The sequence below is a fragment of the Helicobacter cetorum genome (genome assembly GCF_900198405.1).
Lineage (GTDB): Bacteria > Campylobacterota > Campylobacteria > Campylobacterales > Helicobacteraceae > Helicobacter > Helicobacter cetorum_C.
Genome location: NZ_FZMR01000001.1, coordinates 1 through 15,851 on the forward strand (window position 1 = coordinate 1; position 15,851 = coordinate 15,851).

The 15,851-nt window shown below is 35.0% G+C and carries 20 protein-coding genes and 1 pseudogene; 12 read left to right on the forward strand and 9 right to left on the reverse strand.

From position 1 onward, the window contains the following. Positions 1–62 precede the first annotated feature (62 nt). Positions 63–1,232: an MFS transporter gene (locus C6H25_RS00005; RefSeq protein WP_104747440.1), complete on the reverse strand. Its 1,170-nt coding sequence runs from the start codon at positions 1,230–1,232 to the stop codon at positions 63–65. 32 nt (positions 1,233–1,264) lie between these two features. Beyond that, positions 1,265–2,128 (reverse strand): hypothetical protein, encoded by an 864-nt coding sequence (locus C6H25_RS00010; RefSeq protein ID WP_104747441.1) that lies wholly within the window; start codon positions 2,126–2,128, stop codon positions 1,265–1,267. Positions 2,129–2,320: 192 nt separating this feature from the next. Between C6H25_RS00010 and C6H25_RS00015 the strand changes: the two genes are divergently transcribed. The 12 genes from C6H25_RS00015 (at position 2,321) to mnmE (ending at position 10,174) form a co-directional block, all read left to right on the forward strand. Then, complete coding sequence (locus C6H25_RS00015) at positions 2,321–2,809, forward strand: peptidylprolyl isomerase (protein ID WP_104747536.1); 489 nt, start codon at positions 2,321–2,323, stop codon at positions 2,807–2,809. 15 nt (positions 2,810–2,824) lie between these two features. Further along, entirely contained in the window at positions 2,825–3,055 is a 231-nt protein-coding gene (locus C6H25_RS00020) for a carbon storage regulator (RefSeq protein ID WP_104747442.1), read from the forward strand. Further along, positions 3,055–3,852: a 4-(cytidine 5'-diphospho)-2-C-methyl-D-erythritol kinase gene (locus C6H25_RS00025; protein ID WP_104747443.1), complete on the forward strand. Its 798-nt coding sequence runs from the start codon at positions 3,055–3,057 to the stop codon at positions 3,850–3,852. The genes C6H25_RS00020 and C6H25_RS00025 overlap by 1 nt, the downstream gene beginning before the upstream one ends. Before the next feature lie 2 nt (positions 3,853–3,854). Then, positions 3,855–4,313 (forward strand): SsrA-binding protein, encoded by a 459-nt coding sequence (gene smpB, locus C6H25_RS00030; RefSeq protein WP_104747444.1) that lies wholly within the window; start codon positions 3,855–3,857, stop codon positions 4,311–4,313. 2 nt (positions 4,314–4,315) lie between these two features. After that, the gene (exbB, locus tag C6H25_RS00035; RefSeq protein ID WP_104747445.1) at positions 4,316–4,768 is read left to right on the forward strand and encodes a TonB-system energizer ExbB; all 453 of its coding nucleotides are present in this window, start codon (positions 4,316–4,318) and stop codon (positions 4,766–4,768) included. Between the two features lie 9 nt (positions 4,769–4,777). Beyond that, on the forward strand, positions 4,778–5,179 hold the full coding sequence (locus tag C6H25_RS00040; RefSeq protein ID WP_104747446.1) for an ExbD/TolR family protein: 402 nt from the start codon (positions 4,778–4,780) through the stop codon (positions 5,177–5,179). Positions 5,180–5,257: 78 nt separating this feature from the next. After that, positions 5,258–5,392: a 50S ribosomal protein L34 gene (rpmH, locus tag C6H25_RS00045; RefSeq protein WP_001847286.1), complete on the forward strand. Its 135-nt coding sequence runs from the start codon at positions 5,258–5,260 to the stop codon at positions 5,390–5,392. Then, positions 5,352–5,912, forward strand: coding sequence for a ribonuclease P protein component (gene rnpA / locus C6H25_RS00050; protein WP_104747447.1), 561 nt, complete (start codon positions 5,352–5,354; stop codon positions 5,910–5,912). The genes rpmH and rnpA overlap by 41 nt, the downstream gene beginning before the upstream one ends. 3 nt (positions 5,913–5,915) lie before the next feature. Further along, entirely contained in the window at positions 5,916–6,272 is a 357-nt protein-coding gene (yidD, locus tag C6H25_RS00055; RefSeq protein WP_104747448.1) for a membrane protein insertion efficiency factor YidD, read from the forward strand. Between the two features lie 3 nt (positions 6,273–6,275). Beyond that, positions 6,276–7,922, forward strand: a complete 1,647-nt coding sequence (gene yidC, locus C6H25_RS00060; RefSeq protein ID WP_104747449.1) for a membrane protein insertase YidC — start codon at positions 6,276–6,278, stop codon at positions 7,920–7,922. A gap of 9 nt (positions 7,923–7,931) precedes the next feature. Beyond that, positions 7,932–8,825 (forward strand): Jag N-terminal domain-containing protein, encoded by an 894-nt coding sequence (locus C6H25_RS00065; protein WP_104747450.1) that lies wholly within the window; start codon positions 7,932–7,934, stop codon positions 8,823–8,825. Beyond that, positions 8,822–10,174, forward strand: a complete 1,353-nt coding sequence (mnmE, locus tag C6H25_RS00070) for a tRNA uridine-5-carboxymethylaminomethyl(34) synthesis GTPase MnmE (protein ID WP_104747451.1) — start codon at positions 8,822–8,824, stop codon at positions 10,172–10,174. Before C6H25_RS00065 ends, mnmE begins: the two co-directional genes overlap by 4 nt. A gap of 114 nt (positions 10,175–10,288) precedes the next feature. Here mnmE and C6H25_RS00075 read toward each other — a convergent pair whose 3' ends face one another. The 7 genes and pseudogenes from C6H25_RS00075 to C6H25_RS00105 all read right to left on the reverse strand — a co-directional run bounded on the left by C6H25_RS00075 (position 10,289) and on the right by C6H25_RS00105 (position 15,821). Next, positions 10,289–11,173: an LPP20 family lipoprotein gene (locus tag C6H25_RS00075; protein ID WP_104747452.1), complete on the reverse strand. Its 885-nt coding sequence runs from the start codon at positions 11,171–11,173 to the stop codon at positions 10,289–10,291. 21 nt (positions 11,174–11,194) lie between these two features. Next, positions 11,195–12,247: a hypothetical protein gene (locus C6H25_RS00080; protein ID WP_104747453.1), complete on the reverse strand. Its 1,053-nt coding sequence runs from the start codon at positions 12,245–12,247 to the stop codon at positions 11,195–11,197. Position 12,248: 1 nt separating this feature from the next. Continuing rightward, on the reverse strand, positions 12,249–12,590 hold the full coding sequence (locus tag C6H25_RS00085) for a hypothetical protein (protein WP_104747454.1): 342 nt from the start codon (positions 12,588–12,590) through the stop codon (positions 12,249–12,251). A gap of 7 nt (positions 12,591–12,597) precedes the next feature. Further along, positions 12,598–13,131 (reverse strand): LPP20 family lipoprotein, encoded by a 534-nt coding sequence (locus tag C6H25_RS00090; protein ID WP_104747455.1) that lies wholly within the window; start codon positions 13,129–13,131, stop codon positions 12,598–12,600. A gap of 20 nt (positions 13,132–13,151) precedes the next feature. Beyond that, positions 13,152–13,790: pseudogene (gene lpoB / locus C6H25_RS00095) on the reverse strand (penicillin-binding protein activator LpoB). A 13-nt stretch (positions 13,791–13,803) separates the two neighbouring features. Then, positions 13,804–15,237, reverse strand: a complete 1,434-nt coding sequence (locus C6H25_RS00100; protein WP_104747456.1) for a hypothetical protein — start codon at positions 15,235–15,237, stop codon at positions 13,804–13,806. A gap of 269 nt (positions 15,238–15,506) precedes the next feature. Beyond that, entirely contained in the window at positions 15,507–15,821 is a 315-nt protein-coding gene (locus C6H25_RS00105; protein ID WP_104747457.1) for a thioredoxin family protein, read from the reverse strand. Positions 15,822–15,851 lie beyond the last annotated feature (30 nt).

Here is a 15,851-nt window from a genome sequence, read left to right on the forward strand (position 1 = left end):
AAGCTTAAGGTTTGCTTAAAGAGTGAAAATTTTTGGTTAAGTAAGTTAAAATTTTGGTGCGATTAGGTTTTGAGAAGTTTAAAACCCACCAAAAACACGCACACGCTCCCTAATAATATCCCATTAAGCACGAGTTCACCCCCATTTTCAAGGATGATTCCCACACTCAAACTAGCCATTAAGTTCGCCCCAAAAATTGCTATAGCATTTAACTCTTGTAATTTGACTTGGTTTTTGGACTGAATGCTGTTAAACAAGAAAGTTCCTCCATTAAAACTCAACGACCATGCAATGCCTACAAAAATGAGCGATACTAAAAAGCCCCAAAAATCTTGGCTCATTAGAGCTACAATCCCAGCGATACCATAAAAAATCATGCCTATTACAATAAGCCTAAAAGGATTGAGTTTTTTAACTAAAAATGCAAGCAATAAGCTTGGAGCATACATGGCTATGAAATGCCACATTAAAACATTTTTGATTTCTTGTGGCTCATAATGTGCCATACTTAAAGGCAGAGCGTTCATCATTAAAGTCATTAAAGAAAAGCCCACAGCACATGATAGCGTAGCCCTTAAAAAATGGGGTTCTTTCAAGCATTCTAATAGCGTTGCTTTTATCTTTGGCTTAGGGGGTAAAGGCGTTAAGTCTAAAAACATGGTGCATAAGAAATTCAAAGCACACAAGATTGAAACAAAAATGAATGAACCCACAAAAGGGGTAGGCATAAGATGGAGTCCAAAATGAGCTAAATTAGGGCCTAAAATGCCCCCTAGTATGCCACCTCCTACAATTAAAGCGCTCGCTTTGTAAGCATGATTTTGATTAGCATTTTTTAAAGCTTCATTAACCAAAAAGCGATAAAAGCTATTTAGGGCTGTGAAAAACCCAAGCAAAAAGGTGGCTAAACAAAAGAGTAAAAAAGAGCCTTGAAATAAAGCAAGAATGGCTAACAACGCCCCACAAACCCCTACAAAAGCGCTCCACAAAAAAGCCTTTTTTCTGCCCAACTTATAGATGATATTAGAAGAAAAAAATACCGCTATAAAAGCCCCACAAAGCGTTAGAGAGACAGCTAGAGTGCTAAGATTAAGCACAAAAACACCAGTATGTTTATTGAGCTGTTCTACAAACCACTTCCCTGCTAAAGGGCTAGAAAAGGTTAATAAACTAATCACTGCCCCATTAAACCCCTGAGACAGAAAAAGCAGAAAGATGTTTTTGTTGAACATAAATACTACCCCCAAATGCGACTATAAATAGCCTAAAAAATACGCTCTTTTTTTAAATCATTCAAAAATTTTCTAATATTTTCTCTAGGGATAATCACTAAAGTTTTAGGGTGTTCTAAGGTTGTGCTGACGACCCCAACAAGTTCGCCGCTATCACTAAAATAAGGTCTTCCGCTCCATAAATAGCTTGCTTGCTTAAAAGAATTTTTTGGCAACAGAGTGTTTTTAGGATTCAAAAAATCCAAGACTAAGCCGTCTGCAACTTGAATAGAAAAAGAATTTTCCTCACTAATTGTAGGGTAATAGATTTTAGAAAAGGTTTGGTTTTTAGCCAAAGGAGGATTTAAATAAAAAGTTTGTGCATAAGCTGTATAAATCCTTGCATGATAATAACTCTCTTGTCGTTTCTGGCAATAATCGTTATTAAAGCTTGAAGTCTGCAAAAGCGAAAGTCCCTTACTCCTATCAATCGCTCTTAAACGCAAATTTGCAATACAAATCAATGCCTTAGCACTATCATCTTGCATTTTAGCTAAAATGGTCTTTGGGTATTTTCCATTCGCATAAAGCGTTTCAGAAGAGGCGATATAATGCCCACTTTCTAATAAAGTAGCATAGCCTTGCTTATAAGTCCCATCGCTGAAATACACTTCTAGTAGTGCAACCGCATAAACCCACTTAGGAAGAGATAAATCTATAGGCGTATCATCACGAACAATTTCAATGGGGTAAAAAATCTCTGAGTTTATTGTGGGTTTTTCATTAATAGGGTGGGCATTATTTTTTAACGCTAACCCCTTAGCATTAATGCCACTCAATGTGCTAACCAACAATAAAATAAATGCCTCTTTTTTAAAATGCTCCACTTTATTTTTTGATTGGCAAAACCCTAACATAAAATATGCTCCTAATCTAACCTTATAAATGCTTTTAGAATAACTGCCAAAGGCACATAGTTAGCTTCAACTCTAAAATCCATAAAACAATTCAAAATATTATCGGCTAAAAACACCACTTATTTTAATTTGTTGCTATAATAAGGGGTTTTAATTATTATATACATGTCTAATGTTAATGAGGATTTTAAGATGAATTCAATAAAAACTTATGATATTAAAGAGGAAGAGCTTGCTAAGTCGGCGTATGCAATTATGAAAACAAGCAGAGGGGATTTAGCGATAGAATTTTTCTATAAGGATGCGCCTCAAGCCGTAAGCAATTTTATCACTCTAGCTAAAGAGGGTTTTTATAACGGACTTAATTTTCATCGTGTGATTGCAGGCTTTGTGGCTCAAGGGGGTTGCCCTTATGGCACAGGCACAGGGGGTCCGGGACATCGCATTAAATGCGAAGTGGCTAATAACCCTCACAAGCACAAGCGAGGTTCGCTCTCTATGGCGCATGCTGGAAGAGATACTGGGGGAAGTCAGTTTTTCTTATGTTTTGTAGATTTACCCCATTTAGATGGCGAACATACCGTGTTTGGCAAATTAGCTAATGCAGAGAGTCTTAATGTCTTAGATAAAATCAAACAAGGTGATATTATAGAGAGTATTGAAATTCATTCCTCTCTGTAATGCTAAAGGAAGTCTATGCTCATACTCAGTCGCAAACTCCATGAGGGAATTGTCATTGATGATAATATCCACATTAAAATTATTTCTATAGATAGAGGGAGCGTGCGTTTGGGTTTTGAGGCACCTGAAAACACTCTAATTTTACGCTCTGAACTTAAAGAGGCGATTGTTTCTGAAAATCAAAAAGCCTCTGTTGCTGTAGATGAGAGTTTGTTAGAAAATATTAAGAAAGTCATTAAAAATTAATGCAATTTTCTTTTGAAGTCTATCCTAAAGTCAATGTTTTCTTAAAAATCTTACAAAAAGAAGGCACATACCATAAACTCATCTCTCGTTTGGTTCTAACTAATCTTATAAAAGATTTTATTAATATCAAAACAGCTCATTCTTTTAGTCTTAAAGGTAATTTTGATTGCCCCTTAGAAGAGAATACTATTTTTAAAGCCCTTCAAGCATTAAAAAACTATTTAAAACAAAAAGATTTTCCAAAATCTAAACTAAATCCTTTAGACACCCTATCTATTGAAGTAGAAAAGCACATTCCTACTCAAGCAGGTTTAGGTGGAGGGAGTGCTGATGCGGGCAATTTACTCTATTTTTTAAACCAATTTTTTGAGTTTGATTTGAGTTTGGAAGAGCTTTATGCTATTGGTTCTTTGGTGGGTATGGATGTGAATTTTTTTATCTCACAATATACAAGCGCTAATGTAACTTCTTATGGCGAAGTCATTGAGGTTTTTGATGAAGAGCCTTTAGAAATAGGTCATATTCAAATTCCTAAAGGCATAACTTGTAATACTAAAGCTATTTATCAAGCTTATCGCCCTAGTGCTTGTAATTCTCAACTCAACACGCAATCTTGGCTCAAAAAGCCTAGCCTTGAGTGCTTGAAAACTCATTCTAGGCATGAGCTTAACGACCTTTTAAAACCAGCATTACAAATCAATCCGTCTTTAAAAGAATTTGAAAGCGCGTTAGAAAAAAAGTATTTTTTTAGCGGGAGTGGGAGTGCGTTTTTTTATGCAATGGGGGTAGAAGATTAGAAATGAAACTCATTGCCAATAATAAAAAAGCGTATTTTGATTACGAAATTTTAGAGACTTTAGAGGCTGGAATAGTGCTTTTAGGTTCAGAAGTTAAAGCTTTAAGACAATCTAGGGTGAATTTAAAGGATAATTTTGTTAAAATTGTCAAAAGAGAAGCGTTTTTGTTTGGCGTCCATATATCGCATTTAGATACAATTCATGCTCACTATAGACCAAATGAAAGGCGGGAGCGTAAATTGCTCCTACATAAAAAACAACTACTCAAATGGCAAAGCGAAGTGAGCAAAGAACGCTTAAGTATTGTGGGTCTAAAATTGTATTTTAATGAAAGAAATAGGGCTAAAATCCAAATCGCTTTGGTAAAAGGGAAAAAATTGCACGATAAAAGACAGAGTTTAAAAGAAAAGGCACTTAATAAAGAGGTGCTTGCTAGTTTAAAACATCACTTCAAAGGATAATGATGAAAGAAATGGTAGATTATGGGATTTTAGGTTTTTTATTATTTTTGTCTGTGGTGGTTGTTGCCATCGCTATAGAGAGAATGTGGTTTTTTGCCACCGTTCGTGTAGATGACTATACAGATAGGCGCAAACTAGAATTAGCCTTACATAAACGCTTAACTTTAGTGGCAACCATTGGTTCAAACGCTCCTTATATTGGTCTTTTAGGGACTGTTATAGGGATTATGCTTACTTTTATGGACTTAGGCTCTTCAGCAGGCTTAGATACTAAGGCGATTATGACTAACCTAGCCCTTGCATTAAAAGCAACCGGCATGGGATTATTGGTGGCTATTCCTGCGATTGTTGTTTATAATTTGCTCGTTAGAAAAAGTGAAATTTTGGTAACTAAGTGGGATATTTTTCATAATCCTATTGAAACTGAATTAAGCAAAATTTATTCGCAAGCATAAGGAAGAGCGGTGAAAAAAGTAGAATCAATGAATGTGGTGCCTTTTATAGACATCATGCTTGTGTTGCTTGTTATCGTATTGACAACAGCATCTTTTGTGCAGACTTCTAAGCTTCCTATCAATATTCCTAAGGTGGATAAAGAGTCTTCTGATTCCAAAGATGTTTTAGAGAAGAAACAAGTAACCATTGCCATATCCGATAAGGGCGAGTTTTATCTAGATGAAAAAAAGGTGGATTTTTCTTTTTTAAAGGAAAAAATTTCTTCTTATCCTAAGGATACTCCCATTGTTTTGCAAGGGGATAAAAAAAGCAATTTAGATAGCTTTGTGAGGGTTGTAGATTTGCTACAGACCAATAATCTTAAGCAACTTTATATTCTTGTTGAAGATAAGAAAAACCAATCAGAGTAGTTTTAGTCAACTTTTAGCATTCTTTGGCTAAAATCTTTGATTTATGTTAATTTAATTTAGAATAAGGAGTTTTCTCAAATGAAACGCACTTACCAACCACACAATACACCAAGAAAGCGAACCCATGGCTTTCTAGTTAGAATGAAGACAAAAAACGGACGCAAGGTAATTAATGCTAGAAGAGCCAAGGGCAGAAAAAAACTTTCTGTTTAAATCTGTAGGCTCTTTAAAAACCAAGAGCGAGTTTGATAAGGTTTATAAAAAAGGCTTAAAAAGGCACACTCCTTTTTTTTCTTTGCACGCTATGAGTTTGCGAGCTTTTGACATTTCTAAAATAGCCCCAAATACGCAAAGCCAAGACGCTAATTTTTTGCCATTATCTAATAATAGAAACTCTCATCATAAGAGAGTGTTTTATTCAAGCTTGTTGGGATTAAGTGTTTCTAAGAAAGTAGGCAACGCAGTAAAACGCAATCTTGTCAAACGCCGTTTGCGTTCGCTTGTCATTAAGCATGCTATGCTTTGTGAAGGGCTTGCTTTAGTGTTTGTGCCTAGAAATGGTATTCAAGATTTAAAGTTTCAAGCTTTAGAGGAGTATTTCTTAGAAACGCTTGTTGGGCTACAAGATTTTGTAAGAACTGCTAAAAAAGCAACTTTTAATAGGTCTAGCCCCGTGCATAAGGGACACATGCATAGAATATCTAAGGATTTTACAAAAGGAACTGCTAAATAAGTTATGCAAAACCATAAAATGTCTTTTTTAAATGTTGTTTTGAGTGTATCAGTTAGATTTTACCAACGCTTTCTTTCGGTTTTGAAACCTAGAACTTGTCGGTTCTATCCTAGTTGTTCTAACTATGCCTTATGGCTACTCAAATTTGAAAATCCTTTTTTGGCTATAGGAAAAATCGCTCTAAGAATTTTTTCGTGCAATCCCTTTTTTCAAGGGGGTGTCGCTTATCCTATTGTTTCTTGTTTCAAGCGTCCTATTTTGCTCCAACCAAATAATACTAGCTTTGTCCAACCCATTATTTTTTGGCTTGTTCCACTTAAAAATAGCCATACATCTTACTATATCATTAAGGTTTTATAACTCATGGATAAAAACAACAACACGAATCTTCGCTTAATTTTAGCGGTTGCTCTCTCTTTTTTGTTTATCACTCTTTATAGTTATTTTTTTCAAAAATCAGAAGTCAAAACTACTCACACGCAAGCCACTCAGCACACTAACTCAAATGAAACGCCAAAAGTCTCTAACGCTAGCGTTGATACTTTAAAAACCAATAGTCCTACCATAGCATTGCAACAAGATAGTGTTCTTGCTACCATTTCTTTTGAGCATGCCAAAATTGAAATTGATTCTTTAGGGCGTATCAAACAAGTTTATCTCAAAGATAAAAAATACTTAGCTCCTAAACAAAAAGGCTTTTTAGAGCATATCACGCACTTATTTGGGCATGGTAAAGCAGAAGAAAAACAGCTTAGCGAACTTCCTCTTTTAGGCACAGACAAATTAAAGCCTTTAGAGGTGCGCTTCTTAGACCAAACACTCAATAACAAGGCTTTTAGCACTTCTTATACGACTTCTAAAGCACAGCTTGGCCCTAATGAACAACTGATTTTAACCCAAGATTTAGGTTCTATTACGCTTACTAAAACCCTAACTTTTTATGATGACTTGCACTATGATTTGCAAATCACATTCAAATCGTCCAATAATGCTATTCCTAGCTATGTTATTACTAATGGCTATAGACCTATTGCTGATTTAGACAGCTACGCATTTTCTGGCGTGCTTTTAGAAAATAATGATAAAAAGATTGAAAAAATTGAAGATAAAGACGCTAAAGAAACCAAACGATTTTCTAACACTCTCTTTTTATCTAGCGTAGATAGATATTACACTACCTTGCTTTTTACCAAAGATTCACAAGGCTTTGAAACTTTAATTGATTCAGAAGTTGGCACAAAGAATCCTTTGGGTTTTATCTCTCTTAAAAATAACGCTAATTTACATGGCTATATTGGTCCTAAGGATTACCGCTCCTTAAAAACGATTGCCCCCATGCTCACTGATACCATAGAATATGGATTAATCACTTTCTTTGCTAAAGGCGTGTTTGTTTTTCTAGATTATTTGCACGATTTTGCAGGAAATTGGGGTTGGGCTATCATTCTTTTAACTTTAGTAGTGCGTCTCATTCTCTATCCTTTGAGTTATAAGGGCATAGTAAGCATGCAAAAAATCAAAGAGCTAAGCCCTAAAATGAAAGAACTCCAAGAAAAATACAAAGGCGACCCTCAAAAATTGCAAGCTCAAATGATGCAACTCTACAAAAAACATGGGGCTAATCCATTGGGAGGTTGTTTGCCTTTAATCTTACAAATTCCGGTATTTTTTGCTATCTATAGAGTGCTTTATAACGCCGTAGAATTGAAGAGTGCTGAGTGGATTTTATGGATACATGATTTGTCTCTTATGGATCCTTACTTCATTTTGCCTATTCTTATGGGTATTTCTATGTATTGGCATCAAAGCATTACGCCAAATACTATGACAGACCCCATGCAAGCGAAAATTTTTAAACTCTTGCCGTTATTCTTTACTTTCTTTTTGATTACTTTTCCAGCGGGGCTTGTATTGTATTGGACAACGAACAATATTTTTTCAGTCTTACAGCAATTTTTAATCAATAAGATGCTAGAAAAGAAGAAAAGCCAACAACAAAATCTTCATTAAAGGTTTATTATGCAGACTAATCCTATTGAAATCAAAGCTAAAACTTTAGAAGAGGCACTCATTCAAGCCTCTATTAGTCTTAACTGCTCCATTGTCAATTTGCAATATGAAATCATTCAAATGCCTTCTAAAGGATTTTTAAATATTGGCAAAAAAGATGCCATCATTTTAGCGAGCGTTAAAAATGAAGAAAAGCCTGTATCTCAAGAGACAGAGCTAGAAAATAGCTCGCTCCAAAAAGAACAAGAACACGAGCATGCAAAAGAACATGAAGAAGAGGAATTTTCAAATCTCCCTACTTTTGAAGATTCTATCCCCACTCACAATTCTCATTCCCTTGAAGAACACGCCCCTAAAGATAACCATAAACCCTTTAACCCTCCTATTAAAGATATATCGTCTCTAGTCTCCTTAGAACCTAAGCTAAATTCTCAAAAATTCCCTAAACAAGATAAGATAGTTGAAATTGAGCAAGAGCTAAAAGACCTATTTTCTCATCTGCCTTATAAAATCAGCAAGGTAGAAGTTAGCCTTTATGAACCGGGGGTTTTATTGATTGATATAGATGGCGAAGACTCAGCTCTTTTAATCGGCGAAAAGGGTTATCGTTACAAAGCCCTTTCTTACTTGCTATTCAACTGGATTCACCCTGCTTATGGCTATAATATCCGCTTAGAAATCTCCACTTTTTTACAGAACCAAGAAAAGGTTATGGACACTTACTTAGAGAGTGTGATTATGACCGTGCATGAAGTAGGCAAGGCACAGATTAAAGCCCCCGATGGTGTTTTAACCTACATTGCTTTAAAAAAACTACGCAAAACTTTTCCTAACAAATATATCTCACTTAAAACCAATCTAAACGATGAGCAATCCATCGTTATTAACGATTTTTTTGAATGAATGACACCATTGTAGCCATCGCTACCCCCTTAGGTAAAGGGGCAATTAGCATTGTTAAAATCAGTGGCAACAACGCTCTAAATATTCTTAAACAACTCACTAAAAAACAAGACTTTACCCCTAGATATGCTTATGTGTGCGATATTTTTTCTAACGACATTTTGTTAGACAAAGCCCTAGCACTCTATTTCAAAACTCCCTATAGTTTCACAGGTGAAGATGTGTGCGAAATCCAATGTCATGGAAATCCCCTTTTAACTCAAAATATTCTTCAAGCTTGTTTGAATTATGGGGCTAGGCTTGCTAGACCCGGTGAATTTAGCAAAAAAGCCTTTTTAAACCATAAAATGGATTTGAGCGAAATTGAAGCGAGTGTCGCCTTAATAGAATGTGAAGAGCAAAGCTCTCTAAACGCCCTAGCTAGACAACTCAAAGGCGAATTAAAAACCTTTATAGAAGATTCTAGAAACGCCCTTTTAAAACTTCTAGCAAGCTCAGAAGTCTTAATTGACTACAGCGAAGAAGATATTCCTAGTGATTTTTTAGACGAAGTGTCTAAAAGCTTAGAAACTCAAATCGCATGTTTTAAGGACTTACTAAACTTTTCAAACATGCACACTAGTAAGGCTAAAGGGCATGCCTTAAGCATTATTGGCAAACCCAATGCTGGCAAAAGCTCCTTATTAAACGCCATGCTTTTAGAAGAAAGGGCTTTAGTGAGCGATATTCAAGGCACCACAAGAGATACCATAGAAGAAGTCATAGAATTACAAGGACATAAGGTACGTTTGATTGACACCGCCGGCATTAGGGAAACTACAGATAAAATAGAGCAATTAGGGGTTGAAAAAAGCCTTAAAAGTTTAGAAAATTGCGACATCATATTGAGTGTATTTGATATTTCTAAACCCCTAGAAAAGGAAGATTTTAACCTTATTGATACCCTCAATCGCACCAATAAGCCCTGTATCATCATTCTGAATAAAAACGATTTATCGCCCAAGTTAGAGCTTGAAACATTAAAATCTCATCTTAAAATTTCTTATTCCTTACTGGAGACAAACACTCTTAATTCAAGAACTTGTTTAAAAGATTTGAGCCAAAAAATCAGTGAATTTTTTCCTAAACTAGACACACAAAACAAGCTCTTACTCACTTCCACAGCCCAAAAGAACGCCCTAGAAAACGCTATTAGCGAATTGCAAAATGCTAGAAATCATTTAGAAACCTTAGAACTCTTTTCCTACCATATCCTAAGTGCCATAGAAAGTTTGAACTTGCTCACTCGCCCTTATGAAACTAGCCAAATGCTAGATAGCATGTTCAGTGATTTTTGTTTAGGGAAATAATAAAGCTCTCTTTTAAAGAGCTTTAATTGTGATTTATTATGATGTGCCTTAAAGGCTTATTTCTAATCTATTTTTATGCAAGCTATGAGTTGTTTTGTCTAAGTAAAATTGAGATTATAGTCCTGTATTACCTTGTCCCTCTTTATTAGCAAAGCCTTTTAATTGCTTGTAGAGTAAAGATTGAATGCGTAAAAGGGCAAAATCTCTATCTGTCTCATATGCAACAATATTTCTGTCTAATATTGTTTCACCCTCACAATTACTCACGCTAAAATTAACTTTAATTCGGGTCTTACCTTCTTTTTCCTCTGTAAAAATATGGTTAGCAATCTTGTATAATCCTTGCTCTTTGCTTGGTTGTAGCACTCTAGCATACGCACTAATTAAAGACTGCTTGATTTCCAAATCAGCATTAGAATCAAAAATCAATATTACTTTCGGTTTGGGCAAATTTTTGTGATAAATATCTTCATATCTATCTAAAGGCTTATTGATGACACCATATGCCCTTAAAATTCTCTCAATAGGTTCAATCTGATCCAATAGTTCTTTTAGTCCACTAAATTGTTGCAAAAAAATCCCACAGCCTTTGGGAATAAGAGGGGCAAACTTGGCATAAAGCATATTATATTTTTTTACTAACCCTTGCAAAAATAAATCTCTATTAATTCTTACCATGGTGTAATAGACGCCTTTTTGAACTTCTTGTTTAACAATTTCTACATTATCCAATTCTAAAACATTGCTATTGAGATGGATTTCTTGTGAATCCTTAGAATATATTTTGTGGTTAACTCTCTCTTTTTGGCTACTAATTTGAGAGCTCACGCTCACACTAATAGAATTTCTCAAATCTGCTAATGCTTTTTGCTTAGAGGTTTCTTTAGAATCTGATTGGCCACTTCCATAAAGATAACCGTCTTCAAGTTTTGCTTTGCCATACCATCTGGGTTCAGCACTCAGCAAAGTAATGATTAGAAATAAAATTATTTTTTTCATTACAACTCCTCTTTTAATGTTTTATTTAAATGTTGAGATAATTTCTTTAAGTTTTGACTCTAGAATTTTTAAATCAACTTCTATCAAAACAAAAGCCCTACCATTTTGATAAGCCTTAGCTTTTATAGGCGTGTTATATACAAAGTCCTTAATGCTTTCTGGCAAAATCTCATTCAACAATTCTTGAGAACGCTCTGGCACCAAGGCTTGAAATTTAGCATTAAGGGGTTGCTTTAAGCGAGCAACAAAATTATTTTCATAATTCAATGTCTCAATTCCATTAGATAACCTTTCAAATAACGCTTTGCGTGCGTTCTCTGTGGCATATTTCATGCTATCTAACATATTAGAACCCATAGCACTTTTACAAGATTCAGCTGTAGTTTGCTTAAGAGTGGTTTTACCACAATGCTTTACCCACTGCATGGTTTGCCCATGTTCATTGTTTGGTTTTTCAGTATCGACTGTTGGTTTAACCTCTTGTATAGCTCCCATTTTTTTTAATGCCTCAACTTTTTTCTCTATATTAGAAAATTGCTTAGTGGCACTTCTTAGGCGCAAAGTGTGACTTGGAATTTTATCTTTTAAGGATTTTAAGCGTGCTGAGACTAAAACATAGTATTCTTTAGTCTCTTGATAGCGCCACTTACTTCTAGCAAGAATTTCTTTTTGAACTTTATCTAAATCTGTCTTTAAATCATCTAAAAACCCTTGAAGAGTCTTGTTGAGACTATCAAGAGTGTTTGAATAAGCCTCCTTAGAATCTTGTGTCAAAGAAGAATCTTGCACTTCTTTAATAGTTCTTTCAAGTTGTTCTTTAGTGGCTACAATCGCATTTTGATATTCAATAATCAAGGGGTCTTGCTTAAGATTTCGCATTAAAGTTTCTTTAGCCTCTTTAAAAGCTTTTTCTTGCCCTTGTGAATCTATAGAATTAGCAATAGCACACGCCCTAAAATAGTCATTCTCCCATGATTTTAGCTCTCCTACTTGGCATTCTTTTGCCCATGTGGGAATATTCTCTTGCGCATTTAAACACAGCATAAGGCTAGTTAGCACGATAACTTTTTTCATGTCATTCCTTTTTTTCTTGAATCAATTGGATATTTTTACTATCAACTTCTATTAAAACAAATACTTTACTCGCACCAATAAAAGTCGCTTTTATTTTGCTTGCTTTAATCTCTAACCTGTCGCTATTGTGAGTATTAATAATCTTTTCTAAGGCATTATGTCTAGCTAAGGATAAACTATAATCCATATCTAAAGATAGCGCCTCGCTCATTCCGCATGAAAGAATAATTTCATGTTTGATTTGTGGCTTATTGGGGCAACTCTTTGCCCATGTAGGCAACTCCCTTGCCCATGCAACTTGTAATGCCATAATTACTATAGCACTACAAATAAGGCGTTTCATGGAATTTTTATCTTTTCTTTTTTACCATACCTAGTTCTGTGCGAACCTTATCTACAATATCTCTATCCAAACCAACTAGCACAAAAACTCTGTCCTTGCCCACATAACTAGCCAATGTTTTAGTGGCAACCAATTCCCTATCTACAAGCTGAGAAATACGCTCACTATCTGTACCGCTCAAAGCTCTTTTCCCACCAGCATCTGTGGTTCTAGATTTTTCATTTTGCAAATCCCTTTGTAAAGTTGCTTTAATGTTGGCTGCCAAATTAGCTCTAGCCTTTGCTGTGGCTTGATTGGTAGAATAATCTACATCGCCATCAGTAATTACATCTTGCGCTCTAGCCAAAAATACGCTTGAATATTTCTCATACTTAGCCACTTGCTCCAAATCGCCCTTTGTCCAATCAGGTGCTCCCTTAGTTGCTTGGTAATACTCTTGATTGCTTTTGCTAACACCAGATTTAGGTGCTCCGCCACAACCTACAATCAACATTGTCGCTACAACACTTAGACCAAAAACACTTTTAAATTGGTTTTTCATAAAATTCTCCTTTTTATTTTTTAAAACGCAATATGCTTATTGCTAGCATTTTTTACAATAGGTTCAGTGCCGGTCCAAACACCAGTTCCAGTTTTTCTATTGGCAAGTCTTAACGAAAAATTATAGTCAATTCTTTGTCTCTTTTTATCGATAGAATCAGCACTCTTTGAAATTTTTCCACTCAAAGATAAATCAGCAGCAACCAAAGTGCCTTTTTCCATAGTGGTGTCTTGGTTATACTCTGAATTCTCTCTTTCTTTTTTGCGTTACTCTACCATTCTTTCATCAGCTACAGTGCCACTACCGCCACTTGCTCTAGTTACCTCAAATTTATCTCCAAGTTTCTCTTCCAACACTTCTACAATCCTATCAGTAAGAAAGTTCATATCTAAATTTGGCTGAGTGGTGTCATTTATAATATTTGAAATCTCAATTACATGCTTACCTTTAAGTCCCATTAACTTCTTACTATTTAACATTTTATCAATCATTACCTTGGCGGTCTCAACCAAATCCGTGCTGTTAATGCCTATAGTTGTGTTTTTAGTGGTATCATTCACATTTTGATAGCTTGTAGGACCACCGCCACCACAACCGACCATTAAAAGAGCGCTTAAAACAAACGCCCCACCTAGTTTGAACCCCATGTTATTCATCATTTCTTAACTCCCCTTATTTAAGGTTTAAAATAGAGACATTCATGCCCGATTTTAAAGTTCTAATAAACACGATATTGTTCATGTTATTACAAATTTTACCATTTTGTGCATCTGGTTTTTCACATTTTGTGGAATTTAATTCTACAAATTTAGCACCATCAGCATTTAAGGTTGCAGAATCACTCGCCTTTAACCTAGCTACATAAACTTTGTTAGGGAATACACTTGAGCTTCTGGTGTCTGCTTTTGTAGTGTGTTTGTTAACCATTTTCATACCTTTGCCAAAAAGACTTAGAGCAGCTCCAGCTGTCCCACCAACAGCATCACCAGCTGCCTCAGCTCCTCTTGATAAAAGATTTTTAGTAATCGCTGCACTAATAGCCCTTGCTCTAATGCTTGGCAACTTATGATTAAACTCTGCCTTGATAACCTCATTAAAATTGCTTAAGACTTCTAGTTTTTTACCATTAATGCTATAGCTTTGCTTGAAATCTGTCCCCTTACCATCATTATCTAAGTATGGCATGGCAAAGAATAAATCTGTGTCAGCTTCCTCTTTCAATAAAGGTTGCTCACCATCTTCTACAATCACCCATGTATGCTTAGTGGTTTGAGGTTTTTTCACATCAGCTAAATCTTGCTCTACAATTTTAGAATTACTAATCGCAAAAGCTTCTTTAAAATATCCTTCTGCCTTGCTTTTATCATTATTTAAGAGATAAAACAACCCAGAAATATAATTGACCATAGGGTTAGAAAAATTTTCATAGCCTTTCATCAAATCTAAGCTTTTATATTTTTCATTCATATTGGCATATTGGGCTGTAACTTCTCCAAGTTTGTGTGGTGCTTTTGCCTTTTTTCTATCTTCTTGTTCTCTTTGCTTGATTTCTGCTTGCTCTTTAGCAATCTCTTTAGCAAAATATTCTTTAGCTCTTCTTTGTCTCTCAGCAGTTTGATTAAAGAATACTCTAGCTTTATTCATGTCATTTAAAAATGCATAATCTAGTGCTAAATAATAGTTTGCCATAACCCATTCATATACATTGCCCCTATAAGGGATATTCTTTTCATTCCCTAGCGTAGAGGCTAGAGCCTTACCGCCTCCAGTCGCTCCCTCTTTAAATTTATTATCAAAACTCGCATTCACATCTTCTAAACTTGTAATAGACTGCTTGTAATCACTCATTTCAAATGCGTTCACACCATTTTGTAATTTCCATAAAAGGGCATCATACTGGTGTTTATCGGTTGCAATCAAATTCTTTGAAATTTCATGCGCATTTTTAAAATCCTTAGTATAATGTGCCTGCTCAAACTTGCTAAAGCCATCTTTTACCTTTTTTGCCTTAGAAGACCCACTTTGACTAGGGTTATTCGCACAACCTACAATAAGTGCTAATGCACACACGCTCAAACTACAACTTTTTAACCAATATTTTGACATTCTCAAAGACTCCCTAAAATTAAAATATAAGCAGTCATTATACATAAAAAAGACACAATATCATAATATAAACATTGATTAATTTTAAAAAATTACAAAAAAAAAAAAAAACTATTTTTTATATATTTTACATTATAAAAATATATTAATATTGAAATTATCGGCAACAAGCAATAGTATTTAAGACTAAGGGTTTAGTATAAAAGATTAAGTTAAGGGCATAAACCCCCTTTTAAAAGAGATTTATGTGTTTTAAAAATAGTTTTATCTTACAATAACTCCTTTATGGCATCTTCAATAGGTTTTTGAGAGCCAGGTTCTACAAGTCTTTCGCCCACTTCTTTTCCATCTTTGTAAAAAATTAGAGTAGGAATTTTGCGAATACCTAAGCTCTCTTTCAAATCCTCGCTTTCATCAAAAGAAACCTTAAAAAATTGCACTTTCCCTTCATAAACCTTAGCTAGATTATCCATAATCGGCTCAACTTTCCTACAATCGGGGCACCAGCTTGCTCCAATATTGACTACTACCGCTCCCTCTTTAATTTTTTCTTCATAATTACTTCCATTAATAACTTCTAACATAATATATCCTTTATTTTTATTTCCCCCAAC

What these genes read in the sequence shown, in the direction of transcription:
- C6H25_RS00090 (WP_104747455.1), bottom strand. Translation starts at nt 13,131, where the DNA reads ATGAAAAACCAATTTAAAAGTGTTTTTGGTCTAAGTGTTGTAGCGACA.
- C6H25_RS00075 (WP_104747452.1), bottom strand. Translation starts at nt 11,173, where the DNA reads ATGAAAAAAATAATTTTATTTCTAATCATTACTTTGCTGAGTGCTGAA.
- C6H25_RS00100 (WP_104747456.1), bottom strand. Translation starts at nt 15,237, where the DNA reads ATGTCAAAATATTGGTTAAAAAGTTGTAGTTTGAGCGTGTGTGCATTA.
- yidC (WP_104747449.1), top strand. Translation starts at nt 6,276, where the DNA reads ATGGATAAAAACAACAACACGAATCTTCGCTTAATTTTAGCGGTTGCT.
- C6H25_RS00010 (WP_104747441.1), bottom strand. Translation starts at nt 2,128, where the DNA reads ATGTTAGGGTTTTGCCAATCAAAAAATAAAGTGGAGCATTTTAAAAAA.
- C6H25_RS00105 (WP_104747457.1), bottom strand. Translation starts at nt 15,821, where the DNA reads ATGTTAGAAGTTATTAATGGAAGTAATTATGAAGAAAAAATTAAAGAG.
- exbB (WP_104747445.1), top strand. Translation starts at nt 4,316, where the DNA reads ATGAAAGAAATGGTAGATTATGGGATTTTAGGTTTTTTATTATTTTTG.
- smpB (WP_104747444.1), top strand. Translation starts at nt 3,855, where the DNA reads ATGAAACTCATTGCCAATAATAAAAAAGCGTATTTTGATTACGAAATT.
- rnpA (WP_104747447.1), top strand. Translation starts at nt 5,352, where the DNA reads ATGCTAGAAGAGCCAAGGGCAGAAAAAAACTTTCTGTTTAAATCTGTA.
- C6H25_RS00005 (WP_104747440.1), bottom strand. Translation starts at nt 1,232, where the DNA reads ATGTTCAACAAAAACATCTTTCTGCTTTTTCTGTCTCAGGGGTTTAAT.
- mnmE (WP_104747451.1), top strand. Translation starts at nt 8,822, where the DNA reads ATGAATGACACCATTGTAGCCATCGCTACCCCCTTAGGTAAAGGGGCA.
- C6H25_RS00020 (WP_104747442.1), top strand. Translation starts at nt 2,825, where the DNA reads ATGCTCATACTCAGTCGCAAACTCCATGAGGGAATTGTCATTGATGAT.
- C6H25_RS00015 (WP_104747536.1), top strand. Translation starts at nt 2,321, where the DNA reads ATGAATTCAATAAAAACTTATGATATTAAAGAGGAAGAGCTTGCTAAG.
- C6H25_RS00025 (WP_104747443.1), top strand. Translation starts at nt 3,055, where the DNA reads ATGCAATTTTCTTTTGAAGTCTATCCTAAAGTCAATGTTTTCTTAAAA.
- C6H25_RS00080 (WP_104747453.1), bottom strand. Translation starts at nt 12,247, where the DNA reads ATGAAAAAAGTTATCGTGCTAACTAGCCTTATGCTGTGTTTAAATGCG.
- rpmH (WP_001847286.1), top strand. Translation starts at nt 5,258, where the DNA reads ATGAAACGCACTTACCAACCACACAATACACCAAGAAAGCGAACCCAT.
- C6H25_RS00085 (WP_104747454.1), bottom strand. Translation starts at nt 12,590, where the DNA reads ATGAAACGCCTTATTTGTAGTGCTATAGTAATTATGGCATTACAAGTT.
- yidD (WP_104747448.1), top strand. Translation starts at nt 5,916, where the DNA reads ATGCAAAACCATAAAATGTCTTTTTTAAATGTTGTTTTGAGTGTATCA.
- C6H25_RS00065 (WP_104747450.1), top strand. Translation starts at nt 7,932, where the DNA reads ATGCAGACTAATCCTATTGAAATCAAAGCTAAAACTTTAGAAGAGGCA.